Raw genomic sequence first — 22,946 nt, 5'->3', positions numbered from 1 at the left:
GTGACGACCCCTACGGACGTCCCGCCCTCGCTCGTCGAGGCGCGGGACGTCCGCGTGTCGCTGCAGGGCACCGAGATCCTCCACGGAGTGTCCCTCACCGCCGCGCACGGCGAGGTGGTCGCGCTGATGGGCGGCAACGGCTCCGGCAAGTCGACGTTCGTGAGGACCATGGTGGGAGCCATCCCCGCCGCGAGCGGCACAGTGCGACTGTTCGGAGCCGCGGCCACGCCGCAGTCGCGAGCGCGGCTCGGCTACGTGCCCCAGCGCATCACGGCCTCCGGCGGCGTCGCCGCCACCGCCCTCGAGGTCGTGATGTCCGGCCTGCTCGGCAGCAGGGACGAGCGCACCGGCCTCGGCGCGAGGCTCCGGGGCCTGGTTCCTCCCCGCGATGCGAGGGAGCGCGCTCACGCGGCGCTCAGGTCCGTCGGCATCGAGGACCTCGCCGCGCGCGACTGCGCGAGGCTCTCCGGGGGCCAGCAGCAGCGGGTGCTGATCGCGCGCGCGCTCGTGCGCGACCCCGATCTGCTGTTCCTCGACGAGCCCATGGCAGGCGTCGACCTGGAGTCGCAGGTGCAGTTCGCCCACACGATCGGACACCTGAAGGAGCATGGCGTCGGCGTCGTGATCGTGCTGCACGAGATCGGCCCGCTCGCGCGGCTGATCGACCGCGCCGTGATCCTCGAGCAGGGATGCGTCACGTTCGACGGACCGCCGCCCAAGGATCTCGGCGTCCATGCGCTCCCCGGTCACGATCACGAGCACCCGCACGAGGATCCGCCGGCGCCTGACGGCGGCACGCTCGGATTGGAGCTGCCATGATCAACATCCTGTCGGAGCCGCTCGTCCAGCGCATGCTGCTGGTCGGCCTCCTCGTCGGCCTGGCGGCACCTGTCATGGGCACCTACCTCGTGCAGCGTCGCATGGCGCTGCTCGGGGACGGCATCGGCCACGTCGCCCTGGCCGGAGTCGCGGCAGGCTGGCTCGCCGGTTCGGCCGCGGGGCTAGCGAAGCAGGACGCGCTCGCGATCCCCGGCGCCGTCGTCTTCGCGATCGCCGGCGCGGTCGTGATCGAGAGGATGCGCTCCCGCGGCACCGCCGCCGACGTGGTGATGGCGATCCTCTTCTACGGCGGCATCGCGTCCGGCGTGCTGCTCATCGGGCTCGCGGGCGGATCCAACGCGAACCTGCTCGGCTACCTCTTCGGCTCCATCTCGACCGTGACCTGGGCGGACGTGTGGCTCAGCGTGGCGCTGGCGGCGCTGATCCTCATCGTCGGGCTCGGACTGCGGTCGGCGCTGTTCGCCGTGACGCACGACCAGGAGTTCGCGCGCTCCACCGGGCTCCCGGTCGAGGTGCTGAACATGGTGGTCGCAGTCCTCGCCGCCATCACGATCACCGTCGCCATGCGGGTGGTGGGGGTGCTGCTGGTGAGCGCGCTCATGATCGTGCCGGTGGCGATCGCCCAGCTGCTCACCAGGAGCTTCTCGCGCACGATGCATCTGGCGATGGGGATCGGCGCGGTGCTGACGCTCACGGGGATCTGGATCACGATCTTCCAGAACCTTCAGCCCGGCGCGCTCATCGTCGTGCTGGGCGTGGTGCTGTACGTCATCGTCGCCGCCGCGACCGCCGTCACGAGGAGGGCCCGCGCATGAGCGACTCCACCGCTCCTCGACCTCGGATGACCCGCCAGCGCACCGCCGTGCTCGAGGCGCTCGGACACGGCGACTTCCGCTCGGCTCAGTCGTGGCACGACCTCCTGCGGCACGACGGCTCGAACATCGGCCTGGCGACCGTCTACCGGACCCTGCAGTCTCTGGCCGAGGCAGGCGACGTCGACACGGTCGTGACCGACGCGGGCGAGACCCTCTACCGCCGGTGCGAGACCCCGGAGGTCCACCACCACCACCTGCGATGCCGCGTCTGCGGAGCCGCAGAGGACATCGACATCCCCGACCTCGAGGAGTTCGCCGCGCGGATCGGTGCCGAGCACGGCTTCTCCGACATCGCGCACATGCTCGAGCTGACCGGCGTCTGCTCCTCGTGCCAGAGAGCCGGGCGCTGATGGCAGGTGTGCCCTCGTTCGTCTCCGACGGACCCTGGCTCGGGCTGTTCGCGTTCCTGTTCTGCGTGGTGCTGGTGCGCGCACAGGCCACGTACTGGGCGGGACGTTGGGTGCGTCTGGGCGCCGAGGCGGCCGCGCGCGGCGAGGCGGACGGGCGTCGCGCCAGGTTCGCGCGTCGCCTCTCGGGGCCCACGTGGGACAACGCGCAGAGGTTCCTGGATCGGTGGGGCTTCGTGGGGGTTCCGCTGTCGTTCCTCACGATCGGCTTCCAGACGATGGTGAACGCCGCAGCCGGGTACACGCGGATGCGGTGGGACCTCTACACGGTCGCGATGCTTCCCGGCTGCATCGCGTGGGCGGCGCTGTACTCGTTCCTGGGACTCGGCCTCATCGGGGCGTTCTCACGCTCCCCGTGGCTCGGGTCGGCCGTGGTCGCCGCGATCGTGGTGGCGGCCTGGGCGCTGACTACGCTGCGCCGAAGCGCCGGTTCCGCCGTGCGTACTCCTCGATAGCCGCCCAGAGGTGCGTGCGGTCCACATCGGGCCACAGCACATCGGAGAACACGTACTCCGCATAGGCGGCCTGCCACGGCAGGAAGTTGCTGGAGCGCTGCTCGCCGCTGGAGCGCCAGAACAGGTCGACGTCGGGCATGTCGGGCTCATCGAGGTGCGCCGCGAGCGTAGCCTCGGTGATCTTGTCCGGGTTCAGCTCCCCGGCGGCGACCTTGCGCGCGATCGCCTTCGCCGCGTCGGCGATCTCCGCGCGGCCTCCGTAGTTGACGCACATGGTCAGCGTGAGGACCGTGTTGTCCTTCGTGAGCTCCTCGGCCTTCTGCAGCTCGCTGATGACGGACTTCCACAGCCTTGGCGTGCGGCCCGCCCAGCGGACCCTGACCCCCCACGAGTGCATCTCATCGCGCCTGCGACGGATCACGTCGCGGTTGAAGCCCATGAGGAAGCGCACCTCGTCGGGGCTGCGCTTCCAGTTCTCCGTGCTGAACGCGTAGGCGCTGATGTGCTCCACACCGATCTCGATGGCGCCTGCGACGACGTCGAGCAGCGATGCCTCTCCCCTGGTATGCCCCTCGGTGCGCGGCAGGCCGCGCTCCTTGGCCCAGCGACCGTTGCCATCCATGACCACTGCGACGTGCTTGGGCACCGCGTCCTTCGGCAGATCCGGCGGGGTTGCCCCCAAGGCGTGCGGGTACGGCTTCGTCGGGCTCACGAGGGTCAGCCTACTTCGCGACGCATCGCGGAGACGCTCACTCCCGAAGGCTGTCGGAGATGGCGGCGAGCATCGCGTCGCGCGCGTCGTGCGCGCGAGGTCCGCGATGTGCGGCCAGCGCCTCGACCAGCGCCTCGATGACGAGCGCCATGCCCGCGCGGGACGTCTGCAGCAGCTCGTTCTGGAAGGACTGCACGGGTGACGGCACCACCAAGGCGACGGTGGCGCGGCTCACCAGCGGGGACCGTGAGAACGCGGTGAGCGCGAGCGCTGTGGCGCCGCCCTGCAGCGCGGCCTCGACGGCCGCGATGGTCGCGCCGCTGGAACCTGAGCCCGAGATGGCGAGCAGCACGTCGCCGGCACGCAGCTGGCCGGCCGCGATGCGCTGCGCGAGCGCGTCCGGCATGTACTCCACGGGGCGACCGGCGCTCGCCAGGCGCAGCGCGACGTCGTATCCGAGCGGGGCGGAGAGCCCGTTCGCGGACACGATCACGCGGCGACCCTCGTCGAGCGCACGCACGAACGCATCGACGGACGCCTCGGTGAGCCCGGCTGACGCGTGCGGGAGCGCGCGCGAGAAGCGGTCGATCGCCGCCTGGACCACGCCGAGGCTTCCCTCCAGTCCCTCGGCGGGGGCCGCCGTCGCGACGCCTTCGCGGGCGAGCGCCACCCGCAGCTGCGGGTAGCCCTCGTAGCCGAGCGACTGCGCCGTGCGGACCACCGAGGCGCGGCCCACGCCGGCGACGGCTGCGAGCTCCTGCGCTGTCATGTCGATCGCGCGCGCGACGTCTGCGGCGATCGTCTCGGCGACCCGCTGCTCGCTGGGCTGCAGCGAGGGCGCGAGCGCGGCGATCCGCGCGGTCGGCAGCGCCTCAGGAGCTCCTGTCCACGTCACGGGCCCTGACCCCTTCCATGATGCGGCGGCGGATCCGCCCGGACACGGCGTCGATCGTCATCGTCACCACGATGACGACGATGATGAGCACGCCCACGGTATCCCACTTGCGATACTGCGTGTAGCCGGTGAGCATGTCGCCGATCCCACCCACGCCGATGAGGCCGAGGATGGCGGAGGTGCGCACGTTGATCTCGAAGCGGTACAGCGCGAGCGACATCAGCTCGGGTGACGCGGCGGGCCACAGTCCCCAGCGCGCCACCTCCATCACGTTGCCGCCGGCGGCTCGCACGGCCTCCGCAGTCCCGTGCGGCACGGACTCGATCGTCTCGTAGGTCCATTTCGCGTGTGTGCCGATGCCGCCGATCGCGAGCGCGAGCGCGCCGGTGAACGGGGTGAGGCCGGTGACGGTGAGGATGATGATCGCGATCACCACCTCGGGCACGGCACGGATCACGGCGAAGAACGCCCGGAGAGGCAGCCGCACCCACAGCGGTCCCACGCCCTGCGCTGCGGGGATGCCCAGCAGGGTGGACAGGACCACTCCGAGCAGCGCGCCCGTCCAGGCCATCGCGACGGACCGCCAGGTCTGGTAGAGCGCTTCGGGCAGCTTGGACCAGTCGGGATGGGCGAACATGAGGGAGAGGTAGTGGGCCATGTCCGACGGCATCGACGCGAGCTTGCTCCACTCGATGCCCAGGTCCCAGAACGCGACGACGATGACCACGGCGAGCGCGGTCCAGGCGAGCCGTACCGGGAGCGTTCGGGGGCGCGTCGGCACCGCGAGCGCGGTTCTGATCGTGAGGGCGGTGTCGGTCATCGCAGCCTCTTGCGCAGATGGTTGGACGCGACCTCGATGAGGATGATGACCACGAGCAGCAGCAGGATGATCGTGGACAGGGCGTCATAGCGGTAAAAGCCGCGGACCTCGTCGATGAGGCGGCCGATGCCCCCGGCGCCCACGAGGCCGAGGATCGCGGAGATGCGGACGTTGAGCTCGAGCGAGTACAGCACCTGGCTGGCGTACGAGGGCCACATCTGCGGGAGCGCCGTCACCCGGTTGATCTGGGTCTGGGTGCCGCCGGCGGCGCGCCCCGCCTCCATGTAGGACGAGTCGGAGGAGTCGATCGCCTCCGACACGAGCTTCACGACGATGCCGATGTCGAACAGGACGAGCGTGATGACACCAGGGAGCGCGCCGACGCCGACCATCGCCACCAGGATCGTGGCGTACACCAGGTCCGGCACGGCCCGCACGACGTTGAGGACGAATCGCACCGCGATCCGTGCGGGGGTACGGGGGTTCGTGGGGCGCGCGGCCCAGAGCGACAGCGGGATGGCGAGCGCCGCGGAGATCGCGGTGCCGACGAGCGCCATCTCAAGGGTCTCGAGCAGCGGCTGCCATGTGCGCGGCAGGATCGACCAGTCGGGCTGCATGAGCATCGCGATGCGCGAGGCCCCGTTGCCCCAGTTGCGTGCGATCGCGTTCAGGTCGATCTCGACGCCGCCGAGCGCGGGGGTCACGGTGAGGACGGTGACCATGGCGATGACCGCGAGCACTGCGACGCGGCGCGGCCAGGTGGGCGGTCGGGTCGGGATCTCGAGCCCGTCGAGGGTGGTCATCGTGAGAGCCGGTCCCTGTTCTGGATCGGGCGCCCGTAGATCTCCTCGAAGTCCTTGTCGGTCGCGTCGGCGGCGGAGCCGTCGTAGACCAGGCGACCCTCGCGCAGCCCGATCATGCGGGTGGTGTACTCGCGGGCGAGGTCCATGAGATGCAGGTTGACCAGCACCGTGAGGCCCCGCTGCTCGTTGATGCGACGCAGGTCGCCCATGACGGCGTGCGCCGTGGGAGGGTCGAGGCTGGCGACGGGCTCGTCCGCGAGCATCACGGCGGGTTCCTGGCTCAGCGCGCGGGCAATGGCGACGCGCTGCTTCTGACCGCCCGACAATGCACCGGCACGCTGCCAGACCTTGTCGAGCATCCCCACGGAGTCGAGCGCCCGCATCGCGATCTCCTTGTCGCGCGAGTCGGCGACGCCGAGCATGGTCCGCCAGGTGCGGCTATGGGAGAACCGTCCTACCAGGACGTTCTGGTAGACGCTGGCGCGGTCCGCCAGGTTGAAGTGCTGGAAGATCATGCCGACGCGACCACGGACCTGGCGCAGCGACCTCCCGGACAGCCCGGTCACGGTGTGCGGACCAACTCTGACCGCGCCTGAGGTGACGGGCACCAGTCCGTTGATCGTGCGGATCATCGTCGACTTGCCGGAGCCGGAGAGACCGACGACGGCGATCATCTGGCCCGGCTCGACGCGCAGCGAGACGTCCTTCAGCGCCACGACGCCGTTCGGGTACCGGACGGACACGTCGGCGAGCTCGATGGGCCACGGCACGGAGGCCGAGGGCATGCCGCCCCCGGCCTCCGGCTGCATCACAGGGAGATGCATGTGAGGAACGCCCGCCTACTCGCTGAAGCGGGCGTTGACCTGGCGGGCCAGGTCGATCGCGGCAGGGTCGGCAGGAACCCAGTCGGTCTGGTTGAAGATGTTGCTGAGCGTCTCGGGGTCGACGTCCGAGTAGTTGTCCATGAGATCCGTGATCTGGTCCCGGAGGTCCTGGGGAAGGTCGTCGGAGAGCACGACGCCGCCGTTGGGGTACATCTCGGACAGTCCGAAGACCACCACCTTGTCGCCGAGGTCGGGGACCTCGGAGGCGTCGATGGACGAGCGTGCGTCCCAGTAGGCGAAGCCGACCTCGGCGTCGCCGTTGTAGACGGCCATGATCAGGTTGTCGTTGCCGGTGACGGGCACCTGCTCCAGGTCGTCGATGTTGACGCCCTGCTCCTCGAGCGCGAGGACGGGCAGCTGGTAGCCGGCGGGTGATGTGGTGTTGCCGAACGCGACCTTCGTGCCGGGCGCGATCTTCGCGAGCTCGTCGACGGCCACGGGGCCGACGCCGGTGTTCGTGTCGCCCTCCGCGACGCCGTTGCAGTAGAGGAAGGTCTGGCCGGTGGCGGCGTACGTGGCCTCGACCGGGTCGTCCTCGCAGTACTTGGACGCGTTGTCGATGCTGGTGAAGAACTCGGAGGCGTAGGACGATGCGCCGTAGCGGACGTCCTGCAGCACGGCGTGAGCGCCGTACATGTCCTCGGCGGCCGCGAGCGAGCCTGCGTCCGCGATCGCGATCTGCGCCTGGCCGGAGCCGATGGCCTCGACCGCGGCCTGGTAGTCCTTGGTGACCACGCCGGTGACGGTGATGCCCAGCTGCTCCGACAGGTAGTCGGTGAGCGGAGCCGCGGACGTGACCAGGTCGTTGACCTGCTCGTTCGGGATCAGCGCGAGCGTGATCTCGGAGGGCCAGTCGGAGTGAGCGTCGGCCGCGCCGGCGCTGTCGGAGGACGCGGTGGCGTCGCTGGCGGTGGAGCTGCAGCCGACCAGGGCGAACAGCGCGACGCCGACGATGCCGGTCGTCATGAGGGTCTTGCGCATCATTGCTACTGGTGCCTTTCCTGAGGGGTTCCGGTGCCGGATGGCATCTGTGAGGCGGCCGCAGCGGTGGCCGCCCACGCTTCGAGGGAGGGGTAGAGCTCGGGCAGGGTGGCGGCTGCCAGGGTGACCCGGTCGGCCCACGCCTCCCACGTGGAGCCGACGAGAGCTGTCGCGGCGCCTCGCGCGCTCGCAGGTTCGAGGTCGTTCGCGTAGACATCGCCGACGCTCATGACCGGACCATGCGCGAGCGCGTCGTCGATCACCGCGACCAGACCGCCGGGCTTGCGCGCGGAGCACACCCTGCGCGCGATGGCTGAGGCTCCGAGCACCTCGAGCGCCTCGGCGATGCGGATGTCAGGCGAGTTGGTGACGAGCACCAGGTCGGCGTGCTCGGCAAGCGCGGTCAGGAAGTCGTGGAGCCCGTCGGGCGCCTGGATCGGGGCGCGCCGTGTGGCCAGGTGCTCGCGGCTGGCCATGTAGCCCGCGGACAGCGCGGCCTCATCGGCACCGAGCGCGAGCGCCGCCGTCCGGACCGCGTCGTAGCCGTCGATAGCCTCGCCCTCGCCCGCGCCGAAGGCCGCGAGCGCGTCCTGCGCGGCCTCCGCGATCGCGGGGATCCCGGCGAACTCTGCCACGCCGCGGGCGTACGCCTCGATGGGTCCGTCGCCGAGCGCGAGCGTGCCGTCGAAGTCGAAGATCACGGTGGGGCGCATCTGGTCCTTTCCCGCCGCCCCGTTCGGACGACGCGTCCAGACTATGCGCGCTTCATGGACGCATGGGCCACAAGCGTGTGAACATCATGTGAAATCTTGGGGTTCGGCGGCGATCAGCCGCGCCGCCTCGCGCGGCCTCGCGCAGCCCTCCGCGACGGTACGAACCAATTCCGCCGGCGACACCCGAGCGTGTCGGCCGCGCTCGCGGAGCGTCGCGGGCATGTCTCTGCCCGAATTGGTTCGCAGCGTCAGTCGGGCGAGTCTCGACACAGCCGAGGCCGGCCGGGCCAGGTCAGTCGGGCGAGTCTCGACACAGCCAAGGCCGGCCGGGCCAGATCAGCCGAGGCGAGTCGCGACTGGCGATCAGCCGCGGTCGACAAGCCCGAGCGAGCGGACCTTGCGCTCCAGGTGGTACTGCGCGTACGCAGCGATCAGCCCCGCAGCCTCGCGCCGCGCCCGCTCCTCCGACGCGTCGGCCACGTCCCACTCCCCTGACAGCAGGGACGACAGCAATGCGAACGCTTGCGGGGACGGGGCCGCCGCCCCGGACGGACGGCAGTCCTCGCACACCGCGCCGCCCTCGGCGATCGCGAAGGCGCGATGCGGCCCCGGAGCCCCGCACGACGCGCAGTCGTCGAAGCTGGGCGCGTAGCCGGCGATCGCGAGCGACCTCAGCAGGAACGAGTCGAGCATGAGCCCTGCGTCGTGCTCGCGGCGGCTCAACGCTCCAAGCGCGCCGTGCAGCAGCCGGTACTGCGGGTACGCGGGCTCCTTCTCATGGTCGACAAGCTTGTCCGTCGTCTCCACCATCGCCGTGGCGGCGGTGAACAGCGAGTAGTCCTCCGCGATCCTTCGTGCGTACGGCTCGCGGGTCTCCACCTGGCTGATGATGTCCAGGTTGCGGCCCTCGTAGAACTGGATGTCGGCGAGCATGAACGGCTCGACGCGGGCTCCCAGCCGGGACGAGGTTCGGCGCACGCCCTTCGCGACCGCCCTCACCTTGCCGTGGTGCTTCGTCAACAGCGTGACGATGCGGTCCGCCTCACCCAGCTTGTGGGTGCGGAGGACGATCGCGTCGTCACGGTAGAGGGGCACCTGACCATTGTCCCCCGTTGCCCCGACAGCCCCCGCAGGCACGGCTCACGCGCGCCGGACGCGACCGTCAGGAGCCCAGGATCACCAGCTCGCTCGTGCTGCGGGTCATCGCGACGTAACGGTCGACGGCTCCGGTCACGTCGTCACCGAACCGGCTCGGCTCCACCAGCACCACCAGGTCGAACTCCAGGCCCTTCGCCAGCACCGGGCTCAGCGAGCTCACCCGGTCGGTCGGCACGAAGGCCGGGTCCCCGATCACGCAGGCGACGCCGCTGGCGTGATCCGCCAGCCACCCGGCGAGAACCTGGTCCAGCTCTGCGCGGTCTCCGCGGCGCACCGGGATCCCGCTCGAGCGGATCGACGCGGGCACGTTGGCATCCGGCAGCGCCGCGCGGATCGTCGGCTCCGCCTCCTCCATCACCTCGGCGGGCGTGCGGTAGTTGATGCTGAGCCCGGCGGTGCGTGCGTCGACCAGGCCGACGCGGGCCAACCTCTCCTCCCACGTCCACTCGAAGCCGCCGCGCGCCTGAGCCCTGTCGCCTACCACAGTGAAGCTGCCCGACGGGCACCGACGCATGAGGCTGCGCCATTGCGCATCCGTGAGCTCCTGCGCCTCGTCGACGATCACGTGGGCGAAGGGCCCGGCCAATGCGTCGCCGTCCTGGTCGTCGTCCTCCGAGTCGAGCACGGTGCGCAGATCTTGACCGCGCAGCATGGACATGACCTTCATGTCGGAGTCGTCGTTCGCGATAAGGTCGCTCACCACCTCGGTCATACGCGCCCGCTCCGCCCGGAGCGCGGCCCGCCGGCGTTCGCGCCGTGCAGCGTCGTCCCGTTCCCCGATGCGCGCCCGCGCAGCGTCGAGCAGCGGCAGGTCGGCGTCGGTCCACGCGGTGGGGTCGGCTCGCTGAAGAGAGCGCGCCTGGTCCCTGGTGAGCCAAGGCGCGCACATCAGCAGGTAGGCCGGCACGCACCATAGGTCCCCGACGACGTCGCGTGGGTCGAGCAGCGGCCACGACCTTCCGACTGCATCGCGAAGACCCTGGTCGCGGGCCGCTGCACGACGGATCGCGTCGGCGCGGCTCTCGGACTCGATCCCGTAGGCGTCGAACTCGTCTGCGGTCTCGAAGCTCTCGAGGTCGTCCCCGAGCACGTGACGCGCGACGATGTCGAGCAGCGCCTGCCATACCTGCGCGCGGGCCAGGTTGTGCGGGGTGCCTGGAACGGGTGCCTCGAACGCCTCTGCCCAGTCCGAGGCCGTGATCCGCACCTCGGTCTCGCCCGCGTCGACTACCAGGGAGTTCTCCGGCGGCGACTCGTAGAGGCGGACCGCCGGCTCGATCGCCGCGTCGAGACCCGCCTTCAGGAGTGACAGCGCCGGATCCTCCTCTGCCGCAGCGGCACCCCCCCGCACCAGGTCCCGGAAGGTGCACGTCTGCACCGACTCCTCGCCCAGGCTGGGAAGCACATCAGCGATGTAGTCCAGGTAGGGACGATGCGGGCCGACGACCAGCACGTTGCCGCCCTGGGCCCGCAGCCGAGCGTCGGCATAGTTGAGGTAGGCGGCCCTGTGAAGCGCGACGACCGTCTTGCCGGTGCCAGGCCCGCCGTCCACCACGAGCACGCCGCGCGAGTCGGCGCGCACGATCGCGTCCTGCTCCGCCTGGATCGTCGCGAGGACGTCCCGCATGCGCGCGGATCGGCTCTCGGCGAGGGAGGTCAGCAGGGCAGTGTCCTCGTCGAGCGCCGCCGAGCCGGACGCCTCGGACGCACCCACCGGCTCGTCCCAGTAGTCGACGATGCGCCCGCCGCGCCAGCGGTAGCGCCGTCTGGAGGCGACGCCCATCGGGTGCGCGGCGGTGGCGCCGAAGAACGGCTCCGCGGCTCCTGAACGCCAGTCGCGGAGAAGGCGCTCCCCCTGGCTGTCGACCAGCCCTAGACGCCCGACGTAGACCACGTGGCCGACGCCCGTCCTGAAGTGCCCCAGGCAGATCTCGGACCCGTATCGCTCCAGGGCACGCAGACGTCCACGCAGGTAGACCACCTGCTGCTCGCGCTCGACCGCGTCCTGCCACGCACCGCCACCCTGCTCGAGCTCGGTCGCAAGCCGTGCACGCAGATCCGCGAGCTGCCATTCCAGTGCTTCGCCGACCCGCCGCAGGTGAGCCTCGTCGGCGGCGATCAGAGGCGCCCCGGACTTCGCACGCAGACGATCAGGAAGCGCGAAGATCGGTTCAGCCACAGGCCCTCCTTCGTCGGCATCACCCTCCCCGTCGCGCGACGGGCAGGCACGTGATTGTGCCTCGGCAGGGGGGCCTTGCGGCAAGGCCCCCTGCGCGGGTTAACCTGAAGATGCGGCGAGCGACGCGGTGAGGCCGTCGAGGATCATGTCGAGCCCCACGTCGAAGGACGCGCCGAAGGAATAGCCGGGCTGAGCCACGTGCTCCATGGCGAGTCTTGTCATCTGGGGGTATTCGCCCGACTCGAGGACATGGGCGATCTCCTCGGCGACCTCTGCCAGTCCTTCTTGCTGCCCCTGCCCCGGCAGGTTCGCCTCCTCGATCGCGAATCCGTAGACGAAGCTGTCCAGGATCGCGTAGCCGTGCGCCATGAGCTCCAGCGGAAGCCCGCCGCGCTCGAGGGTGGCGAGCATCGCCTCGTGGTGCCGGAGCAGCTCGGGCCCCGGCGACCTCCTCGACTCGAGCAGCGGCACGGACCAGGGGTGACGCACGAGCACCTCCCGGGCTGAGCGGCAGCGGGCGCGGAGGGCCTCGCGCCATTCGAGCTCCTCGGGCGGCAGCTCCATCTCGGAGAACACGCGGTCCACCATGAGGTCGAGCAGCGCCTCCTTGCCGTCGACGTGGTGGTAGAGCGTCATGGGCTTCGTGTCGAGCGCGGTGGCGAGCGCGCGCATCGTGAGCGACTCGACGCCGTCCCTGTCTGCGAGCTCCATGGCGGCGTCGATGATGCGCTCCCGGGAGAGCTTCGCGCGCGGCGCGGAGGCGGCGGTCATGGTTGCTCCTTCGGTAGGGCGCGAGAGCGCGGGGCGGGTCAAGTCTCACAGATGGATCGGGCTTCGAGCGCCGTCGTACTCGCGCGTGTCGGTGGGCCTTCCCTGACCATAGGCGTACTAAGTACGGCAGTCAAACCCACTGGAAGACAAGCCATTCGAGCAGATTCGCTTGACTGTCGTACTAAGTACACCTAGCGTTCTTCCCGGCATACGTACTAAGTACGAAACACGGATCCCGGGGAGGGAATCATGCACACCAGCCGCACCATCAGCGCCGGCGCCGATTCGACGCCGTCCACCGCCGCCGGCATCGACCGAGGGGTATGGCACCTCGCCACAGGTCGCCCGCTCGCGATGCGCGCTTCGGCTTCGGCCTGAGGCGTCCCAGGCAGCGGGTCATGGGGACAGACGTCGCGGGAGTCGTCGTCGCCTTGGGCGCCGGAGCGACCCGGTTCGCGGTCGGAGACGAGGTCTTCGGTACCGCCGACGGCTCCTTTGCGCAGCTGGCCATCGCCAAGGAGGAGCACCTCGACCGCCTGCGCCGACTGGCAGAGTCCGGTGCGCTGCGCGCCGCCGTGGGCAGCCGGTACCCGCTCGAGCGCGTCTCCGACGCGGTCTCCGACCTGGCAGCCGGACGCATCGCAGGCAAGGCCGTCGTCACCGTCCGCGGCGCCCGCTGAACTCCCCCCTTCACATCGTCAAGAACCCTCAGGAGAGCCCCTCATGTCCATCCGTTCCGACCTCGCCCCCGCCACCGCCGCGCGCGCAGCAGGACTCAGCTACCTGGCGATGTTCGCACTCGCCATGGTCGCCAACTTCACCGTCGTCGAGCGCCTCGTCGTCCCGGACGACGCGGCCCTCACCTTGGCGAACATCCAGTCCGACGAGTCGGCGTTCCGGCTCGGACTCGCAGGATTCGTGCTCATCGCGGCGCTCGACCTTGTCATCGCCTGGGCGCTGCACGTGCTGTTGCGCTCCACCGGCGAGGCGAGGTCCCTGCTCGCCGCCTGGCTCCGACTCGGCTACAGCGCGGTGCTCGTAGGAGCCACCGCCTTCATGGCCATCGCCGTCGAGGTCGCGACGGGGCCTGTGGCGGCAGGCGTGGACGATGCGACCCGAGCCTCGCTCACGAGCGTCGCGATGGTCGGATTCGACGCCGCCTGGATGATCGGCCTCGTCGTCTTCGGCCTGCATCTCATCGTGGTGGGGCGCATCCTCGTCGGCGCGAGCCTCTCCCGCGCGCTCGGCGTCGTCCTCAGTGCCGCCGGCGTCATGTATGTCGCCGACACGTTCGCCCACCTGGTCCTCACCGACTACGCGTCGATCGCCGACGTCATGCTTGTCGCGGTCGCGGTGCCGTCGATGGTCGGCGAGATGTGGCTCGCGATCTGGCTCCTGGCCCGCGCCCCGCGGGCACTGGCCGCCCTCCCCGCCAGGGAGCCGGAGCTCGTCCCGGCGTGAGCGCCTCGACGAGGGGTCCCCGTCGCTCCCAAGCCGGGCGACGGGGACCATCGGTCCGCGCGTAGCTGCTCGCTGCCGGGTCAGGCGCTCGCGCGCATGCCCGCCTCGACTCGAGCACGACGGCGGTCCTCGATCGCACGCCTGCGGAGCTCGATCTCGGCCTCCGGGAACGCGTCCGGGGATCCCGCGTCGAAGGGCGGTTCCGGGTCGTACTCGATCGCGAGCTGGATCTCTCGCGCGACCTGCTCCCCGAAAGCGTCGGCTGCGAGCGCGAGCGCCATGTCGATGCCTGAGGTGACGCCACCCCCTGTGACGACTCGACCGTCCCTCACCACTCGAGAAGGTGTCGGCGCCGCACCCACCAGAGGGAGCAGCCTCATCGATCCCCAGTGGGTCGTGGCGCGCACGCCGTCGAGCAGCCCCGCGACGCCTAGCAGGAACGCTCCGGTGCACACCGACCCGACCACCCGAGCGCCACGCGCCTGTACTCGCACGAAGTCCACCGTTCGGCGATCGCTCAAGACGTCGAAGATGCCCTCCCCACCGGGCACGATCAGGTAGTCCGCCTGCGGCGCAGTGTCGAATGTCGCGGTCGGCACGATCGCGAATCCGCAGTCCGTCATCACCGGCTCTGCGCGCGCGGCGGCGATCACGAGATGTGCCCCTGGCCATCGTGCGAACACCTGGGCGGGCCCCGTCAGGTCGAGCTGGGTGACCTGCGGCACCAGCACCATCACGATCGTCGTCGCGCCGTCGGACATCTTCCGCCCCCCTTTCGCGACCATCGTGCGCCGCGCTGCCCGGGGTGCATGTGACGACATGCCGCACGCCGCAGCCTGCGCATGTGAGGACGCGCCGGGGTCCGCCATGGTCGATGGCTTCCCCCGGCGCGTCCGGTCCCGGCCCCGCGTCCCCCGTGATCGACGGGCTGGCGTGGCTCGGCCGGGACGCCGCAGTGTCAGCGCGCCTGGCGGTTCACTGCGGAGATGATGGCCTTCAAGGTGGCCGTGGTGATCGAGGGGTCGATGCCGACCCCCCAGAAGATCTCGTCGCCGATGTGGCATTCGACGTAGGAGGCGGCGCTCGCATCGCCGCCGGCGGTGAGCGCGTGCTCGGCGTAGTCCAGCACCTCCACCTTGACGCCGCGCGTGCCTAGCGCGGCGACGAACGCGTCGAGCGGGCCGTTGCCGGAGCCTTCGATCGTCACCTGGGACCCACCGTCGACGATGTCCGCCGCGAGCGTGTCGGGCCCCGTCTCGGACGACGTCGCGCGGGTCCCGTGAAGCGCGAAACGACCCCACTGCTTGTCCGCGTCGGGCGACGGCAGGTACTCGTCCTCGAAGATCTGCCACAGCGCGTCGGCCGTCATCTCGACGCCGAGCTCGTCAGCATGCCGCTGGACCACGCGGGAGAACTCGATCTGCAGCCGACGCGGGAGGTCGAGATGACGCTCCGACTTGAGCAGGTACGCGACGCCACCCTTGCCGGACTGCGAGTTGACGCGGATCACGGCCTCGTAGGAGCGGCCCACGTCCTTGGGATCGATCGGCAGGTACGGCACGGCCCAGACCAGGTCGTCGACCGTGGCACCCATGCGCGCGGCCTTGTCCTCCATGGCCTCCAAGCCCTTCTTGATGGCGTCCTGGTGGGAGCCGGAGAAGGCCGTGAAGACCAGGTCGCCGCCCCAGGGGTGGCGCGGGTGCACGTCGATCTGGTTGCAGTACTCGACGGTGCGGCGCACCTCGTCGATGTCCGAGAAGTCGATCTCGGGGTCGATGCCCTGGCTGAACAGGTTCATGCCCAGCGTCACCAGGTCCACGTTCCCGGTGCGCTCGCCGTTGCCGAACAGGCAGCCCTCGATGCGGTCGGCGCCGGCCATGTAGCCCAGCTCAGCCGCCGCGATGGCGGTGCCGCGGTCGTTGTGGGGGTGCAGGCTCAGCACCACGGAGTCGCGGTAGTCCAGGTGGCGGTTCATCCACTCGATCGAGTCGGCATACACGTTCGGCGTCGCCATCTCGACCGTGGCGGGCAGGTTGATGATGACCTTGCGGTCGGGCGTGGGCTTCCACACGTCCAGCACGGCGTTGCTCACGCGGACCGCGTACTCGAGCTCGGTGCCGGTGTAGGACTCGGGGCTGTACTCATAGAAGACCCTGGTATCCGGGATGGTCTCCTCGTACTTCTGGCAGAGCATCGCTCCATGCGTCGCGATGTCGAGTATCTCGTCCTCGTTGGCACGGAAGACGACCTCGCGCTGCAGGATGGACGTGGAGTTGTACAGATGGACGATCGCCTGCTTGGCGCCCTTGATCGACTCGTACGTGCGCTCGATCAGGTGTTCGCGCGCCTGGGTCAGCACCTGGATGGTCACGTCGTCGGGGATGCGGTCCTCATCGATCAGCTTGCGCACGAAGTCGAAGTCGGTCTGGCTCGCCGACGGGAACCCGACCTCGATCTCCTTGTAGCCCATGCGTACCAGCAGCTCGAACATGCGCATCTTGCGCTCCGCGTTCATCGGCTCGATGAGCGCCTGGTTGCCGTCACGCAGGTCGACGGCGCACCAGCGGGGTGCCTTGGCGATCACCGTGGACGGCCAGGTGCGGTCCGGCAGGTCGACTTTGATCTGCTCGTGAAAAGGCCTGTACTTGTGGATCGGCATGTGCGACCTGGTCTGGACGCCGCCGGTGTAGTAGGTGGGCTCGGTGTGCGCGGTGGTGGTCTGCTCGCTCGTCATGATGCTTCCTTCAGGGGTTCGACTCGTCGGTCGGCCGGCACACGAACCACCGCGACGAGGAGCCAGCCTGTTCTAGGCCTCGTCGCGGCAGCTAAGGAGCAGCGAGCGTGCACGCATACGAGCCACCATAGCGCACCGCACGGGCGGCGCCACCATGCAGCCTCTTCCCGATGGTGCCACCGGCCACGGCTCCGACGCCGACTGCTGGCCTATCAAACGGGCCCCCAGCATTCATGCCGCCATACGTCTACGCCGTGAACTCATGGCCATCGTCGATCACGGCATCGCGCCGCCCCCTTCATTTGTAGAGGCGCGTTGGGATGACGTCCCGCGCATCCCTCACCTCAACCGCCGGATTCGCCCGCCGGATCGCCTCGATCAGCTCATCGCCATTGCGCTGCGAGACCAACAACATGGCCCACACGCCTCCGGCCCGTGCCTTGACCACCAAGACCGACCTTCGGTGCTTCACGCGTACGGGTCTGCCCCAACATCGATTGACCGGGACGGTCCGTGCCGGCCAGCGTGCCGCTGGCTGTCTGCGTGACACCACCGGGCATGGCCCACACGATCATGTTCCCCGCCGCGTCGCAGGCCGCGCTGAACGTGTAGGCCGGATACGTGCCCGACGCGGTGTCGAGCTTCTTCGCGGTCGAGGTCACAGTGCCGTCAGTGTCGGTGCACGTGACGGAGCGACCCCACCGGCCATCGCCGGTAGACACGCTCGACAAGGTCGCTCCGACCATCCGCCAGATATGCGGTCGTGGTGGTGGTGTTACATCACCGACACCACGACCTGTCACCGCTCACGCGTTGCACTGAAAAGCTCACCTGGAGCCAGCTCGCGGGCGCTGGGACAGTGGCGGCGAAGCAGCTCCAGCTTGGCCTCAGCTTGCCGCTCAGTCGTCATGAACAACGACCACTTCCCGCCCTGGCGCATGCGAACAACCACCGCATCACGCCTCGGCCACACCCGAACAAAGGCGCGACCGCCGCTCACAATTGACGTCGCCCTCGCGTCAGCACGCACAACGCTCGCGTAAGACCCCACGAGAACGCTCCAGTGTGGTCGCACAAGCCTGAAGACGTCGGCATCGGACGCATCTGGAACCACCCCGAAGGCCACCACATCCGCCGTGGCGGTACGCGGACTCGAACTCAAATAGGGCAGGCCCAGACGCCACCACAACCCAACCCGCAAGGACACCGAACTCTCAGTGATCGCGAGCACTGCGTGTCACCTCCAATGAGAACTGGCGACAGCGGCCGCTGACGCTCCAACCGTGTACCAACCGATGCGCTTTCCACTCCGAACGACCGCAGCTCCAGGTCACATCGTTAGTTGGTCGACCTTCACGTTCCACGCCCGCCTCACGAACCCCTTGGCGACGGCGCCGCTGATCCGAACCTCGCCGCTCTCCAGGAGTCTCGCGCCCGTGCGACGGTCTTCATGCCTGCGGCACCGGTGAGGAGAGTCGCCACGCCGACCGCACAGTCGGCCGTCTTCCCCTTGCCGCTCGCATAAGCGGTGCTGACGGCGCCGATCCTCATGGCAGCCGTACCACACATAGCACGTCCCAACATCCTCGCGATTGAAAGCCCGGCCGTCATTGCTGTCACGTGGTGGCGAACCATTGCACGACCATCGCCAGGTAGATCGCGATCAGCACCCACGCGTGGATCGGCAACCCCGACCACGACCTCGCCACCTCGAACGGTTCACTCGACACCACCCGACGCTCACCACCGAGCGCTTCGAGGATCTCGTCAGCGACCTTGTCCACCCTCGTGCGACGACGCAGCATCAACATCAGATTCGTCGCCTGGATCGCCCAACACCGCCGACTCGACCCGTCCGTGAAATCGACCCGAAGGAACGACAACCCGTCCGACGCCACCCCCGCAATCGCCGTCCGCGGATACCGAAACGTCACCCACGTATTCACCACCACCAACGACTCCCCGTCGACCACGACCCGCGCACGAAACGCCGCCGCAGACGCCCACGCCGTCATCAACACCGCCACAGTCCCAAACACCAGCACACCAGAGACATCGCGTGCCGCACGATCGACACTCACCGCCACCAGTGCAATAACGAGCGCACTGGGATAGTCAGCCATCAGAACGATCATGCGAAGGCCGACCGATGTACACCAGATACGTCGCACCCCAAGCACCTCTGTGTTCATCACAGTCCTAGCATCTCCTCGACGTCGAACAGATCAGGCCAGGCGCTCCCGTGTGGGCATTCACGGTGATCGTCGCGGCGCGCCCCACCGCTCCGCCAGCGGGTGCAGCGGCCTCAAGCCCCTTGCCGACACCGAACCCGAACCCGAACCCGACGAACAGAACACTGACCGCCGCACCCCGCGCGACCTTGGGTCTGCCCCGAGATCCATTGACCGGGACGGTCCGTGCCGGCCAGCGCGCCCCTGGCTGTCTGCGCGACACCACCGGGCATGGCCCACACGATCATGTTCCCCGCCGCGTCGCAGGCCGCACTGAACTTGTAGGCCGGATACGTGCCCGACGCGGTATCGAGTTTCTTCGCGGTCGAGATCACTGTGCCGTCAGTGTCGGTGTAGGTGACGGTGCGACCCCACCGGTCATACCCGATAGACACGCTCGAGATGGTAACTCCAGCCGCATCGACGGACTTTGTGGCGGTCTGCAGACCCGTCACCGGGTCATACACGTAGTCGGTGGTCGGCAGCGCCTGGGACGACGCCAGCCCGGCCGTCGCGGTCGACGACGACGCGGTCCGACCATCCGCCAGATACGCGGTCGTGGTGGTGCGCGTGACCGTCCCGAGGGACTCGACGGTGGTGGTGGGTGCCAGCAGCATCGAGTACCCGGTGGTGCGTACCGCAGGCACTGTGGGCGTCGCCTCTCCCGTCTTGGTCACACACGTCAGGCCCGCCCATTGAGGCTCTAGGCCGATCGGGTGCGCGTTCACCATGCGTCACTTGTGAAGGCGATATGGGAGCACTGATTGCACATCTCTGACTTGCACACGTGGGTTCGCGGCGCAGATCTCTTGCAGCAGCGCCGCACCCTGCGAGCTCGAGAACAAGAGCAAAGTCCACGAACCGCCGGACTGAGCTTTGACAACATACGCTGGCTTGCGGTAGCGAACTCGGACGTACGCTCTGCCACGGTCGTAGTTCGAGCGACCATGCAGGTCGATATAGCCCCACGTCGCGGACAGATTCACCGACCCCAACTGGCTGAAGCGAACGAACTGTGTCGCATCGTCGACATGTAGCCGTCCGACCGCGGCAACCCACTCAACATCAGTCATGTGAAGCGAGGGCGCGGAGCCGAAGAAGAATCCGCCGATGCGTTCGAGCAAGTTCATGCGAACCGAGACATCAGCGCCGACGCGCCTAACCGACATGGCTAGCCTCGCCTCGAATGCCACGCAGAACCCGCTGACATTGCGTTCGAGCTCCAGCCGAGAGCGTTGCCACCATGGCGCGCTGCACGACCGACCTGTACGGTCGCTCGACCCACAACCGAGTGATAGATGTGAGGTACGACGCTCCGACCCCCATTCGCGGCGATCCGCGCTCGACCGGCACTCATGAGCCCCCTCCCAATCTTTCCGAACAGCATCCCGGAGCCGCCCGCCACAGTAGACGCGACACCGAGGCCACAGTCAATGGACCGGAGGTTGCCCGCGCAAGTCCGAGCTGCCGAGTAGGCCCCCACGATGAGTCCAGCAAGAGCGATACCTGCACAAATGCTGCAAGTGAACATTCCTACGACTGATAGCACCAGTCCGATAGTCCCTGCGTTGCGATCGAGCCACGCCCCCGTAGCTCTTAGGCCCTTCTTGATCTTTGACCACCAGTTCTTGCCTGAGGTGTCGTATTTGTTGATGGGGTCTTGGGGGTAGGTGTAGGCGGTGGCGTTGCCTCCGGGGACGGGATCCACGCTGGTGAACGACCCTGTGACGGGGTTGTAGAGGCGGACTCCCATGAGTAGCAGCCCGGTGGTGTCGGTGGCGCGTTCCTTCGCTCCGAGCCACCCGTAGGCGATGACTCCGGTGTCAGGGTCGGTGGTGATGGTGACGGGGTTGCCGTATTCGTCGAAGTCGCTATACCCGCCGACATCGGTGACGGTGCCGTCGGCGCTCACGGTGACCGGCAGTGCGACATCACCATGGATATCGGACAACTGGACCTGCGCGACCCCATCAGTGAGGGTGATTCCCAAGTCACCACCCAGCGACGACCCATACCAAGACGTCGACACGTTGCCGGTGGTGTCGGTCGCGACCGCCCACGAAGGACTGTCCGACTGATCCGCGTAGTGACGCACGAGGGTGGTCGTGCCCGAGCTCGACGTCGTCGACGCGGTCGCACGCCGTTGCAGGGCATCCAGGCTGTAGGTCGTGGTGACACCGTGTTGGGTCACCGACGCGGCGAGGTCGTTGTCGTAGTAGCCGACCGTCACATCCCCCGCGGACACTCCTGCAGGGGTGTCTGCTGCGGGGATCAGGGTCTGCCGCCCCAGGCCGTCATACACGTATGCGGCTCCACCGTTCGCGGCGGTCTGAACCCGACCAGCGGTGTCATACGTCCACGACTGTGCCGTACCCGTCCCGGCCGCCACACACCCCCCGTCCGTGCCTGAGAGTCCGGCGGTGCGGGACAGACGGTTCCCACGCACGTCGAACCGGTAAGTGCGTGTCACACAGGTCGTGACATCTCCGGCAGCCGGATCCGTGTTGACCGTCTCACCTGTGACGGCGGTGCGGTCCGTGACGACTGTCAACCGTCCCGCCATGTCATACGCATACGACCGGTCATATGGGGAAACACTGTCAGAGTCGACCAGCCCGGCAGGCGTCGACTCCGCAACCACACGACCGAACAGGTCAGACACCTCACTCCAACCGACCAGGGCCCGCAGGCAAGCCGAGCTGCTCGCGCAAGTCCTTCACCCGACGCTTCGTCGTACCAAACCCTGCCACCGTCAGCCGACACGCCCGCGCACGCCCCCGGCCGTCCGTGAACGTGAGCGTCGCCCACATTCGAGACTCCCCCGCGTTATAGCTGACGAACCCGTCATATGGCACATAGCCGATGACAAGGTCGTGGTCGACACGATATGTCCTCGTACGAAGCCAGTCGCGCACCACCAGACACCCATGCCGGTCCACCCAGACGCCGCCCACGAAGACCCTGACGACCACGAGTACCGACATTCCCAGCCCGAATGCTCCGAACAGACCACCTTGACCGGTATCCACCGCACCCATGAACGTCGCGAGGCCAAGCACCACGAGCATCGCCGCGAATCCCCACGCAACCAGGCCCGAGCGAACGACGTGCCGTGATTCCATCAACTGGCGCACAGACGACCTACGACTTGACTCGCGCTGCGACGCCATGCCCGACCACATGCTCCGCGACGAAGCCGACCCTGCTCACTGTGAGGTCGTACCTCGTCATCTATCTCCTGCTTCCAAGTCCGTTCCTCACGATAGCCCGCGAGAACGAAGCCCTCGCGGCACAAGCCGCGCGTCCCACGGCAACCTCCGTGAGCCTGCCAGCGCCACCGCCACTGCCGACGACGGTTGCGGCTGTGGCATTTGCAGCCTCCTTCATCCGGCCTAGTCGCACGTACGCGGCCGCGTGGACGCCATTGCAGACTGCGCCGACTGCACCACGCGTGGCCGTCATTGCTGTCACGTGGTGGCGAACCATTGCACGACCATCGCCACGTAGATCGCGATCAGCACCCACGCGTGAATCGGCAACCCCGACCACGACCTCGCCACCTCGAACGGCTCACTCGACACCACCCGACCCTCACCACCCAACGCTTCGAGGATCTCGTCAGCAACCTTGTCCACCCTCGTGCGACGACGCAACATCAACATCAGATTCGTCGCCTGGATCGCCCAACACCGCCGACTCGACCCATCCGTGAAATCGACCCGCAAGAACGACAACCCGTCCGACGCCACCCCCGCAACCGCCGTCCGCGGATACCGAAACGTCACCCACGTATTCACCACCGTGAACGACTCCCCGTCGACCACCACACGCGCACGAAACGCCGCCGCAGACGCCCACGCCGTCATCAACACGGCGGCGATGCCGAAGACGACCACACCCGACGTGTCGCGACTCCCGTTGGAATCGGCCGACGCCACCAGCAGGATCATCAGGAACGAGGCCGGATACGAGAGGAGGTTTACGAGGATCCTCGCTTGCACCGAGCTGCGCCACACCATCCCGGCGC

At 68.5% G+C, this 22,946-nt stretch carries 26 protein-coding genes; 7 read left to right on the top strand and 19 right to left on the bottom strand.

The genetic code is table 11. The features are described from left to right. The 4 genes from RN607_RS05155 to RN607_RS05140 are packed head-to-tail and all read left to right on the top strand — an operon-like array spanning nucleotide 1 to nucleotide 2,577. Nucleotides 1-819 (top strand): metal ABC transporter ATP-binding protein, encoded by an 819-nt coding sequence (locus tag RN607_RS05155; RefSeq protein ID WP_313500527.1) that lies wholly within the window; start codon nucleotides 1-3, stop codon nucleotides 817-819. Then, nucleotides 816-1,655 (top strand): metal ABC transporter permease, encoded by an 840-nt coding sequence (locus RN607_RS05150; protein WP_313544811.1) that lies wholly within the window; start codon nucleotides 816-818, stop codon nucleotides 1,653-1,655. Before RN607_RS05155 ends, RN607_RS05150 begins: the two co-directional genes overlap by 4 nt. Beyond that, nucleotides 1,652-2,065, top strand: coding sequence for a Fur family transcriptional regulator (locus RN607_RS05145; RefSeq protein WP_313500521.1), 414 nt, complete (start codon nucleotides 1,652-1,654; stop codon nucleotides 2,063-2,065). Before RN607_RS05150 ends, RN607_RS05145 begins: the two co-directional genes overlap by 4 nt. Then, the gene (locus RN607_RS05140) at nucleotides 2,065-2,577 is read left to right on the top strand and encodes a DedA family protein (RefSeq protein ID WP_313544809.1); all 513 of its coding nucleotides are present in this window, start codon (nucleotides 2,065-2,067) and stop codon (nucleotides 2,575-2,577) included. The genes RN607_RS05145 and RN607_RS05140 overlap by 1 nt, the downstream gene beginning before the upstream one ends. Here the strand turns inward: RN607_RS05140 and RN607_RS05135 are convergent. The 10 genes from RN607_RS05135 to RN607_RS05090 all read right to left on the bottom strand — a co-directional run bounded on the left by RN607_RS05135 (nucleotide 2,531) and on the right by RN607_RS05090 (nucleotide 12,493). After that, the gene (locus RN607_RS05135; protein ID WP_313500517.1) at nucleotides 2,531-3,289 is read right to left on the bottom strand and encodes an isoprenyl transferase; all 759 of its coding nucleotides are present in this window, start codon (nucleotides 3,287-3,289) and stop codon (nucleotides 2,531-2,533) included. The two genes, RN607_RS05140 and RN607_RS05135, sit on opposite strands and share 47 nt — an antisense overlap. A 37-nt stretch (nucleotides 3,290-3,326) precedes the next feature. Then, nucleotides 3,327-4,184, bottom strand: a complete 858-nt coding sequence (locus tag RN607_RS05130) for a MurR/RpiR family transcriptional regulator (RefSeq protein WP_313544807.1) — start codon at nucleotides 4,182-4,184, stop codon at nucleotides 3,327-3,329. Further along, nucleotides 4,162-5,004 carry a phosphonate ABC transporter, permease protein PhnE gene (phnE, locus tag RN607_RS05125; RefSeq protein WP_313544805.1) on the bottom strand — a complete coding sequence of 281 codons (843 nt, stop codon included), beginning with the start codon at nucleotides 5,002-5,004 and terminating at the stop codon, nucleotides 4,162-4,164. The genes RN607_RS05130 and phnE (RN607_RS05125) overlap by 23 nt, the downstream gene beginning before the upstream one ends. Next, the gene (gene phnE, locus RN607_RS05120; protein ID WP_313544803.1) at nucleotides 5,001-5,807 is read right to left on the bottom strand and encodes a phosphonate ABC transporter, permease protein PhnE; all 807 of its coding nucleotides are present in this window, start codon (nucleotides 5,805-5,807) and stop codon (nucleotides 5,001-5,003) included. Before phnE (RN607_RS05120) ends, phnE (RN607_RS05125) begins: the two co-directional genes overlap by 4 nt. Continuing rightward, nucleotides 5,804-6,631 carry a phosphonate ABC transporter ATP-binding protein gene (gene phnC, locus RN607_RS05115; protein WP_313544800.1) on the bottom strand — a complete coding sequence of 276 codons (828 nt, stop codon included), beginning with the start codon at nucleotides 6,629-6,631 and terminating at the stop codon, nucleotides 5,804-5,806. The genes phnE (RN607_RS05120) and phnC overlap by 4 nt, the downstream gene beginning before the upstream one ends. A gap of 15 nt (nucleotides 6,632-6,646) precedes the next feature. Beyond that, nucleotides 6,647-7,675 (bottom strand): phosphate/phosphite/phosphonate ABC transporter substrate-binding protein, encoded by a 1,029-nt coding sequence (locus RN607_RS05110; protein WP_313500502.1) that lies wholly within the window; start codon nucleotides 7,673-7,675, stop codon nucleotides 6,647-6,649. A gap of 2 nt (nucleotides 7,676-7,677) precedes the next feature. Then, nucleotides 7,678-8,385: an HAD family hydrolase gene (locus RN607_RS05105; protein WP_313544798.1), complete on the bottom strand. Its 708-nt coding sequence runs from the start codon at nucleotides 8,383-8,385 to the stop codon at nucleotides 7,678-7,680. 363 nt (nucleotides 8,386-8,748) lie between these two features. Then, a complete protein-coding gene (gene recO / locus RN607_RS05100) occupies nucleotides 8,749-9,480 on the bottom strand; it encodes a DNA repair protein RecO (RefSeq protein WP_313500496.1) in 732 nt (243 codons plus the stop codon). 67 nt (nucleotides 9,481-9,547) lie between these two features. Continuing rightward, the gene (gene helR / locus RN607_RS05095) at nucleotides 9,548-11,722 is read right to left on the bottom strand and encodes an RNA polymerase recycling motor ATPase HelR (RefSeq protein WP_313544796.1); all 2,175 of its coding nucleotides are present in this window, start codon (nucleotides 11,720-11,722) and stop codon (nucleotides 9,548-9,550) included. A gap of 99 nt (nucleotides 11,723-11,821) precedes the next feature. Then, entirely contained in the window at nucleotides 11,822-12,493 is a 672-nt protein-coding gene (locus RN607_RS05090) for a TetR/AcrR family transcriptional regulator (protein WP_313544794.1), read from the bottom strand. 249 nt (nucleotides 12,494-12,742) lie between these two features. Between RN607_RS05090 and RN607_RS05085 the strand changes: the two genes are divergently transcribed. Genes RN607_RS05085 through RN607_RS05075 form a run of 3 tightly spaced genes read left to right on the top strand, consistent with a single transcriptional unit; the run spans nucleotide 12,743 to nucleotide 13,954 of the window. Next, nucleotides 12,743-12,871, top strand: coding sequence for a hypothetical protein (locus RN607_RS05085; RefSeq protein ID WP_313544792.1), 129 nt, complete (start codon nucleotides 12,743-12,745; stop codon nucleotides 12,869-12,871). A gap of 20 nt (nucleotides 12,872-12,891) precedes the next feature. Further along, nucleotides 12,892-13,173, top strand: coding sequence for a zinc-binding dehydrogenase (locus RN607_RS05080; RefSeq protein ID WP_313544790.1), 282 nt, complete (start codon nucleotides 12,892-12,894; stop codon nucleotides 13,171-13,173). Between the two features lie 43 nt (nucleotides 13,174-13,216). Further along, the gene (locus RN607_RS05075) at nucleotides 13,217-13,954 is read left to right on the top strand and encodes a DUF4386 domain-containing protein (RefSeq protein WP_313544789.1); all 738 of its coding nucleotides are present in this window, start codon (nucleotides 13,217-13,219) and stop codon (nucleotides 13,952-13,954) included. 80 nt (nucleotides 13,955-14,034) lie between these two features. Here the strand turns inward: RN607_RS05075 and RN607_RS05070 are convergent, their stop codons facing one another. The 9 genes from RN607_RS05070 to RN607_RS05030 form a co-directional block, all read right to left on the bottom strand. Next, the gene (locus tag RN607_RS05070; RefSeq protein ID WP_313544787.1) at nucleotides 14,035-14,715 is read right to left on the bottom strand and encodes a DJ-1/PfpI family protein; all 681 of its coding nucleotides are present in this window, start codon (nucleotides 14,713-14,715) and stop codon (nucleotides 14,035-14,037) included. A gap of 197 nt (nucleotides 14,716-14,912) precedes the next feature. Continuing rightward, complete coding sequence (leuA, locus tag RN607_RS05065; protein WP_376784237.1) at nucleotides 14,913-16,688, bottom strand: 2-isopropylmalate synthase; 1,776 nt, start codon at nucleotides 16,686-16,688, stop codon at nucleotides 14,913-14,915. Nucleotides 16,689-17,071: 383 nt separating this feature from the next. Next, nucleotides 17,072-17,350 carry a hypothetical protein gene (locus tag RN607_RS05060; protein ID WP_313544785.1) on the bottom strand — a complete coding sequence of 93 codons (279 nt, stop codon included), beginning with the start codon at nucleotides 17,348-17,350 and terminating at the stop codon, nucleotides 17,072-17,074. Between the two features lie 954 nt (nucleotides 17,351-18,304). After that, complete coding sequence (locus tag RN607_RS05055) at nucleotides 18,305-18,811, bottom strand: PH domain-containing protein (protein WP_313544783.1); 507 nt, start codon at nucleotides 18,809-18,811, stop codon at nucleotides 18,305-18,307. 182 nt (nucleotides 18,812-18,993) lie between these two features. Beyond that, nucleotides 18,994-19,596, bottom strand: a complete 603-nt coding sequence (locus RN607_RS05050; protein ID WP_313544781.1) for a hypothetical protein — start codon at nucleotides 19,594-19,596, stop codon at nucleotides 18,994-18,996. A gap of 57 nt (nucleotides 19,597-19,653) precedes the next feature. Continuing rightward, nucleotides 19,654-20,112 carry a hypothetical protein gene (locus RN607_RS05045; protein ID WP_313544779.1) on the bottom strand — a complete coding sequence of 153 codons (459 nt, stop codon included), beginning with the start codon at nucleotides 20,110-20,112 and terminating at the stop codon, nucleotides 19,654-19,656. After that, a complete protein-coding gene (locus tag RN607_RS05040) occupies nucleotides 20,091-21,149 on the bottom strand; it encodes an RHS repeat-associated core domain-containing protein (protein WP_313544778.1) in 1,059 nt (352 codons plus the stop codon). Before RN607_RS05040 ends, RN607_RS05045 begins: the two co-directional genes overlap by 22 nt. Before the next feature lie 433 nt (nucleotides 21,150-21,582). Beyond that, nucleotides 21,583-22,053: a hypothetical protein gene (locus RN607_RS05035; protein ID WP_313544776.1), complete on the bottom strand. Its 471-nt coding sequence runs from the start codon at nucleotides 22,051-22,053 to the stop codon at nucleotides 21,583-21,585. 333 nt (nucleotides 22,054-22,386) lie between these two features. After that, nucleotides 22,387-22,938 carry a PH domain-containing protein gene (locus tag RN607_RS05030; RefSeq protein ID WP_313544774.1) on the bottom strand — a complete coding sequence of 184 codons (552 nt, stop codon included), beginning with the start codon at nucleotides 22,936-22,938 and terminating at the stop codon, nucleotides 22,387-22,389. Between the last annotated feature and the right edge of the window lie 8 nt (nucleotides 22,939-22,946).

This window comes from Demequina capsici, assembly GCF_032102965.1.
GTDB classification, from domain to species: domain Bacteria; phylum Actinomycetota; class Actinomycetes; order Actinomycetales; family Demequinaceae; genus Demequina; species Demequina capsici.
The sequence above is the reverse complement of the archived record's forward strand: the minus strand, read 5'-3'. Positions and strand labels throughout refer to the sequence as shown.

Bases quoted from the DNA above. Each gene is read 5' to 3' on its own strand.
- leuA (WP_376784237.1), bottom strand. From the start codon at position 16,688: ATGACGAGCGAGCAGACCACCACCGCGCACACCGAGCCCACCTACTAC.
- RN607_RS05105 (WP_313544798.1), bottom strand. From the start codon at position 8,385: ATGCGCCCCACCGTGATCTTCGACTTCGACGGCACGCTCGCGCTCGGC.
- RN607_RS05150 (WP_313544811.1), top strand. From the start codon at position 816: ATGATCAACATCCTGTCGGAGCCGCTCGTCCAGCGCATGCTGCTGGTC.
- phnC (WP_313544800.1), bottom strand. From the start codon at position 6,631: ATGCATCTCCCTGTGATGCAGCCGGAGGCCGGGGGCGGCATGCCCTCG.
- RN607_RS05030 (WP_313544774.1), bottom strand. From the start codon at position 22,938: ATGGTGTGGCGCAGCTCGGTGCAAGCGAGGATCCTCGTAAACCTCCTC.
- RN607_RS05140 (WP_313544809.1), top strand. From the start codon at position 2,065: ATGGCAGGTGTGCCCTCGTTCGTCTCCGACGGACCCTGGCTCGGGCTG.
- phnE (WP_313544803.1), bottom strand. From the start codon at position 5,807: ATGACCACCCTCGACGGGCTCGAGATCCCGACCCGACCGCCCACCTGG.
- RN607_RS05075 (WP_313544789.1), top strand. From the start codon at position 13,217: ATGTCCATCCGTTCCGACCTCGCCCCCGCCACCGCCGCGCGCGCAGCA.
- RN607_RS05090 (WP_313544794.1), bottom strand. From the start codon at position 12,493: ATGACCGCCGCCTCCGCGCCGCGCGCGAAGCTCTCCCGGGAGCGCATC.
- phnE (WP_313544805.1), bottom strand. From the start codon at position 5,004: ATGACCGACACCGCCCTCACGATCAGAACCGCGCTCGCGGTGCCGACG.
- RN607_RS05085 (WP_313544792.1), top strand. From the start codon at position 12,743: ATGCACACCAGCCGCACCATCAGCGCCGGCGCCGATTCGACGCCGTCC.
- RN607_RS05080 (WP_313544790.1), top strand. From the start codon at position 12,892: ATGGGGACAGACGTCGCGGGAGTCGTCGTCGCCTTGGGCGCCGGAGCG.
- RN607_RS05110 (WP_313500502.1), bottom strand. From the start codon at position 7,675: ATGATGCGCAAGACCCTCATGACGACCGGCATCGTCGGCGTCGCGCTG.
- RN607_RS05055 (WP_313544783.1), bottom strand. From the start codon at position 18,811: ATGGCTGACTATCCCAGTGCGCTCGTTATTGCACTGGTGGCGGTGAGT.
- RN607_RS05070 (WP_313544787.1), bottom strand. From the start codon at position 14,715: ATGTCCGACGGCGCGACGACGATCGTGATGGTGCTGGTGCCGCAGGTC.
- RN607_RS05145 (WP_313500521.1), top strand. From the start codon at position 1,652: ATGAGCGACTCCACCGCTCCTCGACCTCGGATGACCCGCCAGCGCACC.